14 protein-coding genes are annotated in these 13,976 nt (G+C 64.6%); 12 read left to right on the top strand and 2 right to left on the bottom strand.

Annotation, left to right across the window (positions count from 1 at the left end):
• The first annotated feature begins 60 nt into the window (after positions 1-60).
• From B9P64_RS08890 to B9P64_RS24290, 8 genes are all read left to right on the top strand, one after another.
• Positions 61-699, top strand: a complete 639-nt coding sequence (locus B9P64_RS08890) for an FABP family protein (protein ID WP_085315850.1) — start codon at positions 61-63, stop codon at positions 697-699.
• A gap of 18 nt (positions 700-717) precedes the next feature.
• Positions 718-1,626 (top strand): helix-turn-helix transcriptional regulator, encoded by a 909-nt coding sequence (locus B9P64_RS08885; protein WP_085315849.1) that lies wholly within the window; start codon positions 718-720, stop codon positions 1,624-1,626.
• 44 nt (positions 1,627-1,670) lie between these two features.
• Positions 1,671-2,678 (top strand): MBL fold metallo-hydrolase, encoded by a 1,008-nt coding sequence (locus B9P64_RS08880; protein WP_085315848.1) that lies wholly within the window; start codon positions 1,671-1,673, stop codon positions 2,676-2,678.
• Between the two features lie 135 nt (positions 2,679-2,813).
• Entirely contained in the window at positions 2,814-3,260 is a 447-nt protein-coding gene (locus tag B9P64_RS08875) for an SRPBCC family protein (protein WP_085315847.1), read from the top strand.
• A gap of 405 nt (positions 3,261-3,665) precedes the next feature.
• Positions 3,666-4,079, top strand: a complete 414-nt coding sequence (locus B9P64_RS24305; RefSeq protein WP_139826217.1) for a hypothetical protein — start codon at positions 3,666-3,668, stop codon at positions 4,077-4,079.
• Positions 4,080-4,428: 349 nt separating this feature from the next.
• Positions 4,429-4,875, top strand: coding sequence for a hypothetical protein (locus tag B9P64_RS24300; RefSeq protein WP_139826216.1), 447 nt, complete (start codon positions 4,429-4,431; stop codon positions 4,873-4,875).
• A gap of 474 nt (positions 4,876-5,349) precedes the next feature.
• Entirely contained in the window at positions 5,350-5,586 is a 237-nt protein-coding gene (locus B9P64_RS24295) for a hypothetical protein (RefSeq protein WP_139826215.1), read from the top strand.
• A 109-nt stretch (positions 5,587-5,695) separates the two neighbouring features.
• Positions 5,696-6,226, top strand: a complete 531-nt coding sequence (locus tag B9P64_RS24290) for a hypothetical protein (RefSeq protein ID WP_139826214.1) — start codon at positions 5,696-5,698, stop codon at positions 6,224-6,226.
• 92 nt (positions 6,227-6,318) lie between these two features.
• Here B9P64_RS24290 and B9P64_RS25635 read toward each other — a convergent pair whose 3' ends face one another.
• Both B9P64_RS25635 and B9P64_RS08865 read right to left on the bottom strand, forming a co-directional pair.
• Positions 6,319-6,456 carry a hypothetical protein gene (locus B9P64_RS25635; RefSeq protein WP_176256774.1) on the bottom strand — a complete coding sequence of 46 codons (138 nt, stop codon included), beginning with the start codon at positions 6,454-6,456 and terminating at the stop codon, positions 6,319-6,321.
• A gap of 314 nt (positions 6,457-6,770) precedes the next feature.
• Positions 6,771-7,535 carry a GntR family transcriptional regulator gene (locus tag B9P64_RS08865; RefSeq protein ID WP_085315845.1) on the bottom strand — a complete coding sequence of 255 codons (765 nt, stop codon included), beginning with the start codon at positions 7,533-7,535 and terminating at the stop codon, positions 6,771-6,773.
• Between the two features lie 287 nt (positions 7,536-7,822).
• On the opposite strand from B9P64_RS08865, the gene B9P64_RS08860 reads away from it, so the two are divergent.
• From B9P64_RS08860 to B9P64_RS08845, 4 genes are all read left to right on the top strand, one after another.
• On the top strand, positions 7,823-8,578 hold the full coding sequence (locus B9P64_RS08860; protein ID WP_085315844.1) for a (Fe-S)-binding protein: 756 nt from the start codon (positions 7,823-7,825) through the stop codon (positions 8,576-8,578).
• Positions 8,575-9,444, top strand: a complete 870-nt coding sequence (locus B9P64_RS08855; RefSeq protein WP_085315843.1) for a LutC/YkgG family protein — start codon at positions 8,575-8,577, stop codon at positions 9,442-9,444. The genes B9P64_RS08860 and B9P64_RS08855 overlap by 4 nt, the downstream gene beginning before the upstream one ends.
• A 116-nt stretch (positions 9,445-9,560) precedes the next feature.
• Positions 9,561-10,985, top strand: a complete 1,425-nt coding sequence (locus tag B9P64_RS08850) for a LutB/LldF family L-lactate oxidation iron-sulfur protein (RefSeq protein ID WP_085316023.1) — start codon at positions 9,561-9,563, stop codon at positions 10,983-10,985.
• Positions 10,986-11,091: 106 nt separating this feature from the next.
• Complete coding sequence (locus B9P64_RS08845) at positions 11,092-13,953, top strand: FAD-binding and (Fe-S)-binding domain-containing protein (RefSeq protein ID WP_085315842.1); 2,862 nt, start codon at positions 11,092-11,094, stop codon at positions 13,951-13,953.
• The last annotated feature ends 23 nt before the right edge of the window (positions 13,954-13,976 follow it).

The following is a 13,976-nucleotide window of genomic DNA, read 5'->3' as shown; positions in this document are numbered from 1 at the left end:
TAGAATCGGCCGCCGGCGCTGTCCCGCCGTCTTTCCTCAACCCGCAGATGGAAGCGATCCATGGATGCCACCTCCCCCGACATCTACACCGAGCCGCAGGGCTACGACCTGAACACCCTCGCCAACCTGGGCCCGCTCGGCCCGCTGGCCGGCATCTGGGAAGGCCAGCGCGGCCTCGACGTGAAGCCCAAGGCCGAAGGCCCGAAGAAGCAGGCCTTCGTCGAGCGCATCGAGCTGCAACCGGTCGATCCGGTGACCAACGGCCCGCAGCTCATCTATGCGCTGCGCTATCACGTTCATGTGACCAAGCCCGATCAGGTCAAGACCTATCACGAGCAGGTCGGCTACTGGCTCTGGGAGCCGGCCACCAGGACCGTGACCCACACGCTGACCATTCCGCGCGGACTGGTGGCGATGGCCAGCGGCAGCGCCGAACCCGACGCGAAGTCGTTCGAGCTGGTCGCCACGCAAGGGCTCGATACCTACGGCATCTGCTCGACGCCCTTCCTCAACCAGGCCTTCCGCACCACCGAGTTCCGCATCAAGGTCGCCATCAACGACGACGGCAGCTGGTCGTATGACGAGGACACGGTGTTGCAGATCCTCGGCCAGGCCGAGCCCTTCCATCACACCGACCGCAACCTGCTGCGCAAGGTGGCCGAGGCGACGCCGAATCCGCTCGCGCGTGCGCGCGCCTGAGCCGGCCGCGCAGCCGACATGCCGACATCCACGCCAGCGCTGCTGGCACGCCTGGTGGCCCTGGCCGAGGGTCAGGGCGGCGCATCCCATCTGTGCCTGACGGCGCGCCGCGAACATGCGGTGCGCTCGACCGTCATCGACCGCAGCACGCTCGCCATCGTGCTCGAAGGCTGCAAGTCGCTGCGCAGCGCCGATGTCGATCTCGAACTGGCGCCCGGCGCCATGTTCGTGATGACGCGCGGCTGCCGGCTCGACGCGGTGAATCGCCCCGACCTCGCCAGCGGCCGTTATCGCACCCTGCTCGTCGCGCTGTGCGACGAGGTGCTCGCCGCGGCACGCCTGCTCTGGGCCGGACCGATGCCGCGCACCGCCGGCCCCGATGTAGTGGCGACCCATGCCGCCGACTTCGCGCAGGAACTCGGCACCTGGGCCGAGGCGCTCGAACTGGGCCGCACCGGCGCTGCGCGACTCGCGATCGTCGCGCTGCTGATCCGCCTGTGCGAGCAAGGCCATGCCGGGCTGCTGCTGCCGCCACCGGCCAGCGTGGCGATGCAGATCCGCGCGCTGGTGGCCGCCGAGCCGGCGCGCGAATGGCGTTCGCCGGACTTCGAGCAGACGCTCAACCTGAGCGGCGCCACGCTGCGCCGCCGCCTCGCCGCCGAGCGCACCTCGCTCGGCGCCACGGTGGCCGAAGCCCGGCTCGGCTGCGCGATCACGCTGCTGTACACCACCAGCTGGCCGATCAAGACGGTGGCGGCGCGGGTCGGCTATCGCTCGGTCGCGAGCTTTGCCCGGCGCTTCATCGCGCGCTACGGACTGGAGCCGGGCGCCATCGGCAATGCCGCGCCACCGGCCCGGCCCGCCGACCCGGTCAGGCTGAGCGATTCGCGCAGCGGATTGAGCGAATCGGCGCGGTCGACGGAGTGACCATCGGTGCGCCGCGGCAATCCGCCGCTCACCGGACCCTGTCGATGATCCCGCCCGTTTCGCCCCGCCTGCGCAATTTCCTTCCCCGCCTTGCCGGCGCGCTCGCCGCCGCGCTGCTCGCCAGCGCCGCGCTGGCCGCGCCGCCACCCGACGCCGCCGAGCTGCCGCAAGTGCCCGGCTACTACCGCCAGCCTCTCGGCCAGCTGCGCATCACCGCGCTGTTCGACGGCGTCGTGCCGCTGCCGCGCGGCCAGATCGCGGGCCTGCCCGAGGCTCGCGTCGCAAGCCTGCTCGACCACCGCTACGTGCCCGAAACGCCCCAGGGCATGCAGACCGCCGTCAACGCCTATCTCGTCGAACGCGCCGGGCAGCTGCTGCTCGTCGACGCCGGCACGGCCCGTTGCTTTGGCGGCGGGCTCGGCCATGTGATGGAGAACCTGCGGCTCGCGGGCTACCGACCCGAGCAGGTCGACACGATCCTGATCACCCATGCCCATCCCGACCATCTCTGCGGCGTCGCCGACGACGCCGGCGCGATGGCCTTCCCGAACGCCACGCTCTGGATCGCGCGCGCCGACGACGACTTCGTGCGCGACGCCGCCGCCGAAGCGCGCATGCCCGAAGGCTTGCGCTTCCTGTTTCCGCTCGCCCGCAAGATGCTCGCGCCCTATGCGGCGGCCGGCCGGCTGCGTCTGTTTGGCGCCGGCGACCCGCTGCCCGACGGCGTGTCGCTCCTGCCCTCGCCCGGCCACACCCCGGGCCACAGCTCCTTCCTCATCGATGGCGGCGCCGACGCCAAGCTGCTGATCTGGGGCGATGTCGTCCACTACCACGCGGTGCAGTTCGCGGCGCCCGAAGCGTCCTACGAGGTGGATGTGGACCGCGCCCGGGCCATCGTCTCGCGCCGCGCGCTCATGGCCGACGCCGCCCGCCACGGCTGGTGGGTCGCCGGCGCGCATCTGCCCTTTCCCGGGCTCGGCCATGTGCGAGTGGAAGGCAAGGCCTATGCATGGCTGCCGGCGGAGTTCTCGCCACTGCCGACGCGACCTTGAGCCGGCGTCGGGCGAGCGCCGACCGCGCATCGCCCGACGCAGTGCGGCCGGCGCGGTGAAAGCGATGATTGCCGGGCGCGGCATCCGCAGGCCGCGCCGCGATCGCGCTCCAGCAACCTTCGAGGAAAGACCGCCATGCCCACCGGAACCGTCAGCCTGCACCGCGTCCTGCGCGCCCCGCCCGAACGCATCTACCGCGCCTTCCTCGACCCCGATGCGCTGGCCAAATGGCTGCCGCCGCATGGCTTCGTCTGCAAGGTCCACCACTTCGACGCGCAGGTCGGCGGCAGCTTCCGGATGTCGTTCACCAACTTCGGCAGCGGCAACGGCAATGCGTTTGGCGGCACTTATCTGGAACTAGTGCCGTTCGAGCTGATCCGCTATTCGGACACCTTCGACGACCCGAACATGCCCGGCGAAATGCTGGTTCGCGTGCAGCTCAGGCCGGTGCTGTGCGGCACCGACGTGAGCATCGTCCAGGAAGGCATTCCGGAAATCATCCCGGTCGAGCTGTGCTACCTCGGCTGGCAGGAATCGCTGCTGCAACTCGCCGATCTGGTCGAGCCGGAGATTCCGGGGTGAGCGACAGAACACGATCTATCTGCGCGGCTGGCAGGACTGCCAGTTCGGCCTCCATTTGGACTGCGGCGACATGGCCCGCCAGCGATCCGACACGCCACGCCCCACCTAAACGACAACGTCGATTTCCTGTTCGGCAAGGCCAATGACGACGGCCTGGGGCAACAACATCCTCGCAGGTCTTATTAATGATGACTTCTATGCCTGCGACGGTAATGACACTCGTGGTATTTGGCTATTACTGACGAATTCGATGAGGCTGCGGGTTGAGCGACGAATTATCGGAGCGCCTGAGGCTTGACGCCGCGCCCTTCGGAATATCGAATTGGCGCCCTCAAAAAAAAATGGAATCCGAGTCGGATCACACGCGCAACCCCGTTGGTTGGTATTTTAATTCGGAGATGGATGATGGCTTTTGTGACCGAATGGCTAGACGAAAACGATCGTCAAAATGAGGGTATAAACGTTACAAACTGGGTCGTTGATCGCGAGCGAGATATTGCCCTGTGGATACGAGGGAAGCACTGGCAGGTTAGGGCTGAAGGGGATTGGTCTGAAACCGTGATCTTAAGAATCAAGGGGGAAAAGCTGGTCTTTGAAATGATGCCCGCCAGTAATTTTAGATCCTACATAGAAGGAACGGTCCATGATTATGTCTGGGAGAAAATCATTTCATACTCTCCCAATCACCCATTTGAAATGCCGCACGACGAAGTTATTAAAACTTTGAAGGCCGCCTTAATTGTCAGGGGTGACGGCGCATATATAAAAAATTACATCCAGATTTCACAGTTTCCTTCAAATTTTAAATTCCAAAAGTGAGATATAAACGGCTTTTGCCGCTGCGGAAGCAAATATATTACCGGGTGCTATCAGTACAACTGATGGTCTCAGTGCACTCATCGCGCAACTCGATGTATTGACACATGGTGGGACTACCGCTTTTTATAGCAAGCAATAAATGACTCAGCGGCGACCGGCATAGCAATTAATGAGTTAAAAAATCCAAATTCAATGACAAAAGCCGCGACGCTTGTCGAATTTTTGCTATTGTCGACGAATTTGCAGATGCGCCGGACTGCATAACAAATTACTGATGCGCACCCTGGCGTCCAATGGCAAATTAGAGAGTACGCAAGCATCGAACCTTTGAAAATGGCTGGAGTTAAAAATGGCGTTCATTAATCGCAAGATTTCGGAACAAGACCGCTCTTTTTATCAGCTTGAGCGCATTGAATCTTCAAAACCTAGGGGTGTACTGCACCCTGACACATATTGGGTGATTGATGATGATCGGAAGATTTATCTGAGGGAGGTCTGGCACTCCAATGCCGGGCCCGAACCCGCCCCGCATCCAGATGAAATAGACCATGAATTTCATTTCTTTATTAACAGCACGACGTATCTCGTCGCAATGACGAACGATTTGAAATCCAGGGTTGCCAAAAGACTGGAAAATGGAATGGACCTCAGCGAGGAGTGGACTATTTTCAGAATCGAACCTAGAGATGAATTTTCACGACTCCATCAATTCACCGAGATTCTGCGCGAGGCAATGCTTGCCAGCAAAGGAGGAGCAGCAAGTACAGCATTATTAGTAGAAAAAATAGCTGGATAATGCCATACCAGTTAAAAATTTCCATTTCAGCGGAGACGTAATATGCACGATAATCTCAACGCCTCATTTTTCGCAGCATAAAATATCGATGTGCCCCCCCAAAAAGATATATTGCCGGGCAGTTCTTCAATCCGAACTGCAACCCGCCCTTTCGGTAAGGTGCAGGGATGTCAGGACAAGAGCACTACCGTCAATTACACCCCGAGGAACGAGTCGCACTCGCCGGGATGAAACTGAGCAACTTCAAGCCTACGGCACTGGATGGCTATTTAATCAACTCAGACCACAATCAAGCGGTGTGATCGCTGCGACCGGCATTGAGATTATCAAACTGGAGAATGCCTTCAAAACCGCTTCCATCATGTGTGCCACTCCATATCGATCAATAGGTTGCAGGTTCAATAAATGGCAACTGCAAGGTTGTGAAGATCATTTCCAAGCGACGGCGAGGCTGAAACGGCGCGCGGCGCGCAAGTGGAGCTGACGCAAGAGCTGGCCGCTCCGGCCGCCGCCGGAGCACAGGTGCCGCGCGATGCGCCGCGCTCTACGCCACCAATGCAAGCAATTCTCCGAAATAATTTCAGCAAACACCGCCCCATTCCCATCACAAAAGACTGCAATGCACAGAAAAATTTCGATCGTACTGGCCCATTGCCTGACTTGATCGATGGCTTCTGCGGCGCTGACCGGCTGCTCGGCACCCAAGGTTGATATGCAGGCGCGCCTGCGCTCCGAAACGGCATTGGCGATGTGGCAGGAGCGGTGCAAGAAATCGGGACTGTTTATCTATCGCACGGCCGATAACGTGGAAAGCATTTAATTGCTGAAGGTGCGGGCCGATAAAGAAAATTTAAATCGTCAGTTCGATCTCGACGATCCCTACGGCAGTGATGTTGGCGGGGACGGATATATCAAGGTCCTTCTTCACAATGGCAACAGAGATGGAAAAGAACCCCCGCCTCCGACCCCGGGAGTCACGCAACTCCTGGGTTATCACTATGTGGAAACCATTGATCCAAAGGATGGGGTGCGTTATCGATATACGGCCGCAAGAAAAGCGGTGCGGAAAGCCGACATCAATGCGCCAGGAGTTCAACACGAACTTCAGCGTGATCCAAACTATGATTTGAATATCTACCAATTCATACTCAGTCGAGAGCCCGCCACAGGTCCGGCTCCCCGGTATGGCCTGACCTTCGACGATATCTCCACTCATGAGGAGCGCGAATACTGGATTGCCGGCAGCTCTCTCAAAGTCATCGATCTACAAACCAACGAGGTCATGGCAGAGCGGATTGGTTATATGGTCGATCCCGGTCAAGGCTATCAAGGCAGTCCACGATCGCCTTAGCTCGAAGCAGCGGACACAGCTTGCCCGGCATTCAGGCACACTAGAAATGACGGGGTTACCTTCCCAGGATTTGTCGGCCAAAGAGGTCAAACTCACGATTTTGCTGAAAAGATTCTTAAACCTGCCAAATAAACACCAGAGTTTGAAATGACCAAGCCAGCAAATTTACTGACATCCGAGCCGTCCAATTCCTGAGCCACCGGACCGTCATAGCCCAGTACACGATCCATACAGGTTTCAGCGGTTCGCTTTTCAAGAACAGAGACAAAAATATTCGGAGTTTCCGCAGCACTGAATTCATCGACGACTACGCGCGCGACAACATTGCGAGCAATTCACTCGAAATCAAGCAAACCGGTTTCGTCCGGGGTCGGCTACGCAATATGCACGACCGCTATTAGTCGCCCTTGGCCGAGGGCGGAAAACTGAGCGGCAAACCCTTCAGCCTCACCGGCATTGGCAATCACGATTTCTCGGAAACAACGCTGCTTGCGCTGGGCAGCAAGTTCGACCAACTCGCCCCGCAAGACTGCGGTCTTCAGCCCTAGCCCCCCGTCCGCCGCAACGCCCGCTGCTTGCGCACCTCCTCCTCGCGCAAACTGCTCAGCGTCACATCCACAAAATCGATATGCGCCTCGGCCGCCTTGCGCGCCGCCTTGGCATCGCGATCGCGCACCGCGATCCAGATCGCGCGGTGCTGGTCGAGCAGCTGCTCGGCCACCGGCCCGACCTGAAACAGGTTCGCCACGTTGTCGTGGATATGCGTCTGCAACATGCTCAGCAGGCTCGAACTCAGGTGGGTGAAGAGCGCGTTGTGCGCCGCGTCGGCGATGGCCTGATGGAACTGCACGTCGAACTTCGACGTGACCGCCACGTTGCTGTACGACGCCTCGATCTGGCCAAAGATGCGGCCGATGCGCTCGCGGTCGGCGTCGGTGGCGCGCGCGGCGGCCAGCTCGGCCACCGTGCCTTCGAGCATGCGGCGGAACTCCAGCACGTCGCGGTGCAGCTCGGGATGCTTGCCGATCATTTCCTGCCACGGGTCGGCAAAGCCGCTGTCGAGCTGGTCGGTCACATAGGTGCCGCCGCCCTGGCGGCTGGCCAGCAGGCCGCGCGCCGCCAGCTTCTGGATGGCTTCGCGCAGCGACGGCCGCGACACGCCCAGCTGCTCGGCCAGCGTGCGCTCGGGCGGCAGCCGGTCGCCGGGCTTGAACGAACCCTCGACGATCATGGTTTCGAGCTGGACCACGATCTGGTCCGACAGCTTGGTGACGTTGAGCCGCCGCATCGGCGGGGAGGTCTCGGACATGCGGGGAACTCCGTTGGGGCAATTTCTGGATTGGTCATACCAAGATAGCCCAAGGCATGCGGACTGCACATCAGCCTGCGTCCAGCCGGTCGGACCAATTGCACATCACGGCAATCAATCGGGTTTTCCCCGAGAAATATGCGGTTGACCGAGCCGGCGTGCTTGCCTAAATTCGTCGCCTGTCAGTCTTATATTGGTTTGACCAATTAACCAGACAGCGATTCCAGTGAATTTGCAGGCGCCCGGCGCCGCGTTTTCGCCGCCGCCGTCACCGTCAGGAAAGCCTCATGACCGCAGCTGCCGCGCGACCGCGCGACGTGTATCTGTTCTCGACCTGCCTGCTGGACATGTTCCTGCCCGAGGCCGGCCTGGATGCGATCACGCTGCTTGAGCGCGAAGGTCTGCGCGTTCACTACCCGCAAGGCCAGAGCTGCTGCGGCCAGCCGGCCTACACCAGCGGCCTGCCCGACGAGGCGCGCGTGGTGGCGCGCCAGCAGCTGGGGCTGTTCGACCAGCCCTGGCCGATCGTCGTGCCCTCGGGTTCGTGCGGCGGGATGATGAAACACCACTGGCCGACGCTGTTCGAGGGCACGCCCGACGAGGCGCGCGCCAAGGCCATCGCCGAGCGCGTGGTCGAGCTGACCGACTTCCTGCGCAACGTGCTCAAGGTGCAGTGGCAGGACCAGGGCAAGCCGGTGAAGGTGGCGGTGCACACCTCCTGCTCGGCGCGGCGCGAGATGAATGTGCACACCAACGGCTGGGCGCTGGTGGATGGCCTGACCAATGTGCAGCGCGTGGTGCACGACCATGAATCGGAATGCTGCGGCTTCGGCGGCACCTTCTCGATCAAGCATCCGGACATTTCCGGCGCGATGGTGGCCGACAAGACGGCCGCGCTGGCCGGCACCGGCGCCGACGAGTTCATCACCGCCGACGGCGGCTGCCTGCTCAACATCAACGGCAAGTTCGCCAAGGACGGCCGCAAGTTCAAGGGCCGGCACATCGCGAGCTTTCTGCTGGAACGCACCGGAGGGAAGAAATGAGCGCGCATCCCGCATCCAGCAGCCACGGCGACAGCGCCGGGCATGGCGCCCCGGGCCACGGCAGCGCCGTGACCGCACGCGACCGCATCCTCGGCAAGCTGCGCGCCGCGGTGGCCGAGACCGCCGCCGACGCCGCGACCCCGGCCGTGGGCCACAGCGCCGCCGCCCACATCACGCGCGATCCGCATCACCTCGCCGCGCACTGGACGGCCGCCGCCGCCAGCGGCGACGTGGCCGGCTATTACGCCGTCGCCACGCCCGGCTGGTCGGCCGAGGAAAAGCTGCTGCGCTTCGTGCGCGCGATGCGGGCAGTGCATACCGAGCTCTACCTGGTGCGCGAAGCGAGCTGGCCGGCCAAGCTGGCCGAGGTGGTGCAGGCCAAGGGCATCCGCAGCCTCTTGCTTGCCCAGAGCACGCCGCACGGCGCGCGCGCCGCCGAGGCCGTGAGTACCCTGCCCGCCGCGCCCCGTCTGCTCGGCTACGACCGCCCCATCGAGCAGTGGAAGGCCGAGCTGTTCCACACCGTCGATGCCGGCTTCACGACCACGCGCGCCGGCATTGCCGAGACCGGCAGCCTCATCCTCTGGCCCGACGCCGCCGAGCCGCGCACCCAAAGCCTGGTGCCGCCGGTGCATTTCGCGCTGGCCGATGGCGCAAAGCTCTACGCCAACTTCCACGAGGCGGTCACGCGCGAAGGCTGGGCCGCGAGCGGCATGCCGACCAATGCGCTGCTGATCTCCGGCCCGTCCAAGACCAGCGACATCCAGCAGACGCTGGCCTACGGCGCCCACGGCCCGCGCGAGCTGGTGCTGCTGCTGGTCGTGCCCGACAACCTCGACATCGCCGCGCTGGAGAACAGCCTGTGAACGCACCCGTGCAAGCCGTCGATCTCAAGGCCAAGGCCGGCCACTTTCTGCCCACGCATGGCGCCGACCACGCCGCGCGCCCGGCCGGCGTGCCCGAGCCCCAGCCGCTCGATTTCATGCCGTCGCGCAAGTTCAAGGCGCGCGCCCACGACGCGCTCGACGACGCCAGCCTGCGTCGCAGCTTCCGTGGCGCGATGGACTTCCTCATGTCGAAGCGCGCGGCCCAGTTCCCCGACGCCGCCGAGCTGGAAGCCCTGCGCACGCTCGGCGAGCAGGTACGCCAGCGCTGCCTGAGCAAGCTGCCGACGCTGCTCGAAACGCTCGAAGCCAAGCTCACCGCCAACGGCGTGAAGGTGCACTGGGCCGAGACGCCCGAGGAAGCCAACGGCATCATCCAGGGCCTGATCGCGGCGCGCGGCGGCACGCTGGCGGTGAAGGGCAAGTCGATGGTCAGCGAGGAAACCGAGCTGAACCATCACCTGGAACACCACGGCATCGTGGCGATCGAGAGCGACATGGGCGAATACATCGTCCAGCTCGCGGGCGAGAAGCCGAGCCACATCGTCATGCCGGCGATCCACAAGACCAAGGTGCAGATCGCGCGCCTCTTTCACGAGCGCCTGCCCGACACGCCCTATACCGAAGACGTGGATCAGCTGATCCACATCGGCCGCCACGCGATCCGCGACCTCTACGTGCAGGCCGACGTGGGCATCTCGGGCGTCAACTTTGCGGTGGCCGAGACCGGCACGCTCTGCCTCGTCGAGAACGAAGGCAACGGCCGCATGTGCACCACCGTGCCCGACATGCACATCGCGATCACCGGCATCGAGAAGGTGGTCGAGCACTTCAGCGACATCCCGCCGCTGTACTCGCTGCTGCCGCGTTCGGCCACCGGCCAGCCGGTGACGACCTACTTCAACATGATCAGCAGCCCGCGCCGGCCCGGCGAGATGGACGGCCCGCGCGAAGTGCATCTGGTGCTGCTCGACAACGGCCGCAGTCAGGCCTATGCCGACGCCCAGCTGCGCAAGACGCTGCAATGCATCCGCTGCGGCGCCTGCATGAACCACTGCCCGGTCTACGCCCGCGTGGGCGGCCATGCCTACGGCACGACCTATCCGGGCCCGATCGGCTCGATCATCTCGCCGCACCTGCTGGGGCTTGAGAACACGAAAGACCTGCCGACCGCGAGCAGCCTGTGCGGCGCCTGCGGCGAGGTCTGCCCGGTGAAGATTCCCATCCCCGAAATGCTGATGCGCCTGCGCGAGGAAGCCACGCGCAATCCCGAGCAGACCGTGGCGCATGCGCTGCGCGGCCAGGGCGCGGCGCACAACGCGACCATCAGCCTCGCGTGGCGGATGTGGCGCTTCGTGCACGCGGGCGCGCTGCGCTATCGCGCCTACTCGTGGCTCGCGACGCGCTTCCGCGCCCTCGCGCCGAAGCAGCAGCTCGGCTGGACCATCCACCGCATTCCGCTCACGCCCGCGAAGAAATCGCTGCACGACCTGATGCGCGAACGCGCGGCCGGCAAGCACTGACCGGCCCGAGCCGAAGAGACCTGCCCCCACACGCAAGACCCATGCGGCTCGGCCGCAGGGCCTTGCTCGGCCCAAAAGACAGAACGACAAACCTCGACCACGATCCATGTCGCCACAGCATCAGGCCTTTCTCGCCGCACTCGAGCAGCGCATGCCGCGCGCCCGGCTCATCACCGATCCGACGCGCACCCTCGCCTACGGCACCGACGCGAGCTTCTATCGCCTCGTGCCGCAGATCGTGGCCTATCCGGCCAACGAGGCCGAGGTCGGCGCGATCCTGGCGCTCGCGCATGAGCACGGCGTGGCCGTGACCTTCCGCGCGGCGGGTACCAGCCTGTCGGGCCAGGCGGTGAGCGATTCGGTGCTGGTGGTGATCGGCGACGGCTGGACCGGCATCGAGGTGCTCGACGACGGCCTGCGCATCCGCTTGCAACCGGGCGTGATCGGCCAGCATGCCAACGACGCGCTGCGCCGCTTCGTGCGCAAGATCGGACCGGATCCGGCGTCGATCGCGACGGCCAAGATCGGCGGCATGGCCGCCAACAACAGCTCGGGCATGTGCTGCGGCACGGCGCAGAACGGCTATCACACGCTGGCCTCGCTGCGCGTGATGCTGGCCGACGGCACGCTGCTCGATACCGGCGATGCCGCCAGCGTCGCCACCTTCCGTGGCTCGCATGGCGAACTGCTGCGCCAGCTCGAATCGCTGTCGGCCTTCATCCGCGGCAATGCCGAGCTGGAGGCCAAGGTGCGGCGCAAGTACCGGCTCAAGAACACCACCGGCTACGGCATCAACGCGCTGATCGACTTCGCCGATCCGGTCGAGATGCTGGCCCATCTGATGATCGGCTCGGAAGGCACGCTCGGCTTCATCTCGGGCATCACCTACAACACCGTGCCCGACCATCCGCACAAGGCCAGCTGCCTGGTGCTGTTCGACGAGCTCGAGGATTGCTGCCGCGCCGTGACCGCGCTGAAGGACGGCGGTGCGGTCGATGCGGTCGAGCTGGTCGACCGCCGCTCGATCCTGGCGGTGCAGAGCAAGAAGGGCCTGCCCGAATTCCTCTACCGCGAGCAGGCGCCGAACGCCGCCGCGCTGCTGATCGAAACCCGTGGCGCCGATGCCTCTTTGCTGGCCGCGCGCTGCGCCGCCGTCGATGCCACGGTCGCGGCTTTCACGCCGCGCGCCAACAGCGGCTTCTCGACCGACCCGGTCGTCGGCGAAACCTACTGGGCGGTGCGCAAGGGGCTGTTCCCGGCGGTGGGCGCGGTGCGGCCGGTGGGCACGACCTGCGTCATCGAGGACGTGGCCTTCCCGGTCGAGAAGCTGGCCGAAGGCGTGCTGCGCCTGACCGAGCTGTTCGACCGCTACCGCTATGACGAGGCGCTGATCTTCGGCCATGCGCTCGAAGGCAATCTGCACTTCGTGTTCGCGCCCGGCTTCGAGAGCCCGGCCGAGGTCAAGCGCTACAGCGATTTCATGGACGCGGTCGGCGAGCTGGTCGCGGTGGAATTCGGCGGCTCGCTCAAGGCCGAGCACGGCACGGGCCGCAATGTCGCGCCCTTCGTCAAGCTCGAATGGGGCGACGAGGCCTACGCCGTGATGTGCGAGATCAAGCGCATCTTCGATCCGCGCGGCCTGCTCAATCCCGACGTCATCATCAGCGCCAACGCCAACATCCATCTCGAACATCTCAAGCAGATGCCGGCGGCGGATGCGCTGGTCGACCGCTGCATCGAATGCGGCTTCTGCGAGCCGGCCTGCCCGAGCAACGGCCTGTCGCTGACGCCGCGCCAGCGCATCGTGACCTGGCGCCGCATTCAGCAATTGCGCCGCGACGGCAGCGATGCCGGCCTGCTCGCCACGCTCGAAGCCGATTACCAGTGGGCCGGCCTCGACACCTGCGCCGCGACCGGCATGTGCGCCACGCGCTGCCCGGTCGGCATCAACACCGGCGATCTGGTGAAGAAGCTGCGCGGCCCGGCCAAGCACGCCGGCATCGCCGACAAGGTCGAGGCCAATCTGGGCGCGGTGGTGAGCGGCGCGCGCGCCGGACTCGGCGCGCTCAAGCTCGCGCGCGGGCTGATCGGCAAGGATGCGACGACCGCCATCAACCGCGCCGCGCATCGGGTGTTTCCGCTGCTGCCGGTGGCGCCGTCGGCCACGCCGGGCGCCGCCAGCGCCGGACCGGACGCGCCGGTCGGGCCGCTGCAATTCAACGCCGGCGGCACTGCCGCGGCGCGCAAGCCCGATCCGGTGGTGTTCTTTGGCAGCTGCGTCAACCGCGCGTTTGCCGAGAGCGCCGAGGGCGGCGACAACCTTGCCGATTCCACCTTCAGCCTGTTCGCCAAGGCCGGCTTCGCGCCGCTGCATGTGGCCGAGCGCAAGAGCCTGTGCTGCGGCCAGCCGTTCGAGAGCAAGGGCGCCACGGCCGCCGCCGATCACGCACTCGCGCGCACCGGCGCCGCCCTGCTTGCCGCCAGCGACGAAGGCCGCATCCCGGTCTATCTCGACAACGCGCCCTGCGCGCTGCGCCTGATCGAGGCGCAACGCGCCGGCAAGCTCGACGCCCGGCTGCAACTGCATGACGCGGTGAGCTTCATGGCCGACCGCATCGCGCCGCGCCTCGCCATCACGCCCAAGCCCGGCACGCTCGCCGTCCACATCCCGTGCAGCACCGCGCGCGCCGGCAGCGGCGCCAAGCTGGTCGCGCTGGCCAAAAAGTGCTCGGCCGAAGTCACCGTGCCCGACATCGCCTGCTGCGGCTTTGCCGGCGACAAGGGCTTCAGCCTGCCCGAACTCAATGCCAACAGCCTGCGTCGCCTCAAGCCTGCCCTGCCGGCCGGATGCGCGAGCGGCATGTCGGCCAGCCGCACCTGCCAGATCGGCCTCGCGTCGCATGCCGGCATTCCGTATCGCAGCCTCGAAGCGCTCCTCGACGACTGCGCGCAACCCGCCTCCCACTGACCCATCCCGCCAACCCTTGATGC

The organism is Derxia lacustris (assembly GCF_002105195.1).
Taxonomy (GTDB): Bacteria; Pseudomonadota; Gammaproteobacteria; order Burkholderiales; family Burkholderiaceae_E; genus Derxia; species Derxia lacustris.
The sequence above is the reverse complement of the archived record's forward strand: the minus strand, read 5'-3'. Positions and strand labels throughout refer to the sequence as shown.

What these genes read in the sequence shown, in the direction of transcription:
- B9P64_RS08890 (WP_085315850.1), top strand. Translation starts at nt 61, where the DNA reads ATGGATGCCACCTCCCCCGACATCTACACCGAGCCGCAGGGCTACGAC.
- B9P64_RS08885 (WP_085315849.1), top strand. Translation starts at nt 718, where the DNA reads ATGCCGACATCCACGCCAGCGCTGCTGGCACGCCTGGTGGCCCTGGCC.
- B9P64_RS08880 (WP_085315848.1), top strand. Translation starts at nt 1,671, where the DNA reads ATGATCCCGCCCGTTTCGCCCCGCCTGCGCAATTTCCTTCCCCGCCTT.
- B9P64_RS08875 (WP_085315847.1), top strand. Translation starts at nt 2,814, where the DNA reads ATGCCCACCGGAACCGTCAGCCTGCACCGCGTCCTGCGCGCCCCGCCC.
- B9P64_RS24305 (WP_139826217.1), top strand. Translation starts at nt 3,666, where the DNA reads ATGGCTTTTGTGACCGAATGGCTAGACGAAAACGATCGTCAAAATGAG.
- B9P64_RS24300 (WP_139826216.1), top strand. Translation starts at nt 4,429, where the DNA reads ATGGCGTTCATTAATCGCAAGATTTCGGAACAAGACCGCTCTTTTTAT.
- B9P64_RS25635 (WP_176256774.1), bottom strand. Translation starts at nt 6,456, where the DNA reads ATGGATCGTGTACTGGGCTATGACGGTCCGGTGGCTCAGGAATTGGAC.
- B9P64_RS08865 (WP_085315845.1), bottom strand. Translation starts at nt 7,535, where the DNA reads ATGTCCGAGACCTCCCCGCCGATGCGGCGGCTCAACGTCACCAAGCTG.
- B9P64_RS08860 (WP_085315844.1), top strand. Translation starts at nt 7,823, where the DNA reads ATGACCGCAGCTGCCGCGCGACCGCGCGACGTGTATCTGTTCTCGACC.
- B9P64_RS08855 (WP_085315843.1), top strand. Translation starts at nt 8,575, where the DNA reads ATGAGCGCGCATCCCGCATCCAGCAGCCACGGCGACAGCGCCGGGCAT.
- B9P64_RS08850 (WP_085316023.1), top strand. Translation starts at nt 9,561, where the DNA reads ATGCCGTCGCGCAAGTTCAAGGCGCGCGCCCACGACGCGCTCGACGAC.
- B9P64_RS08845 (WP_085315842.1), top strand. Translation starts at nt 11,092, where the DNA reads ATGTCGCCACAGCATCAGGCCTTTCTCGCCGCACTCGAGCAGCGCATG.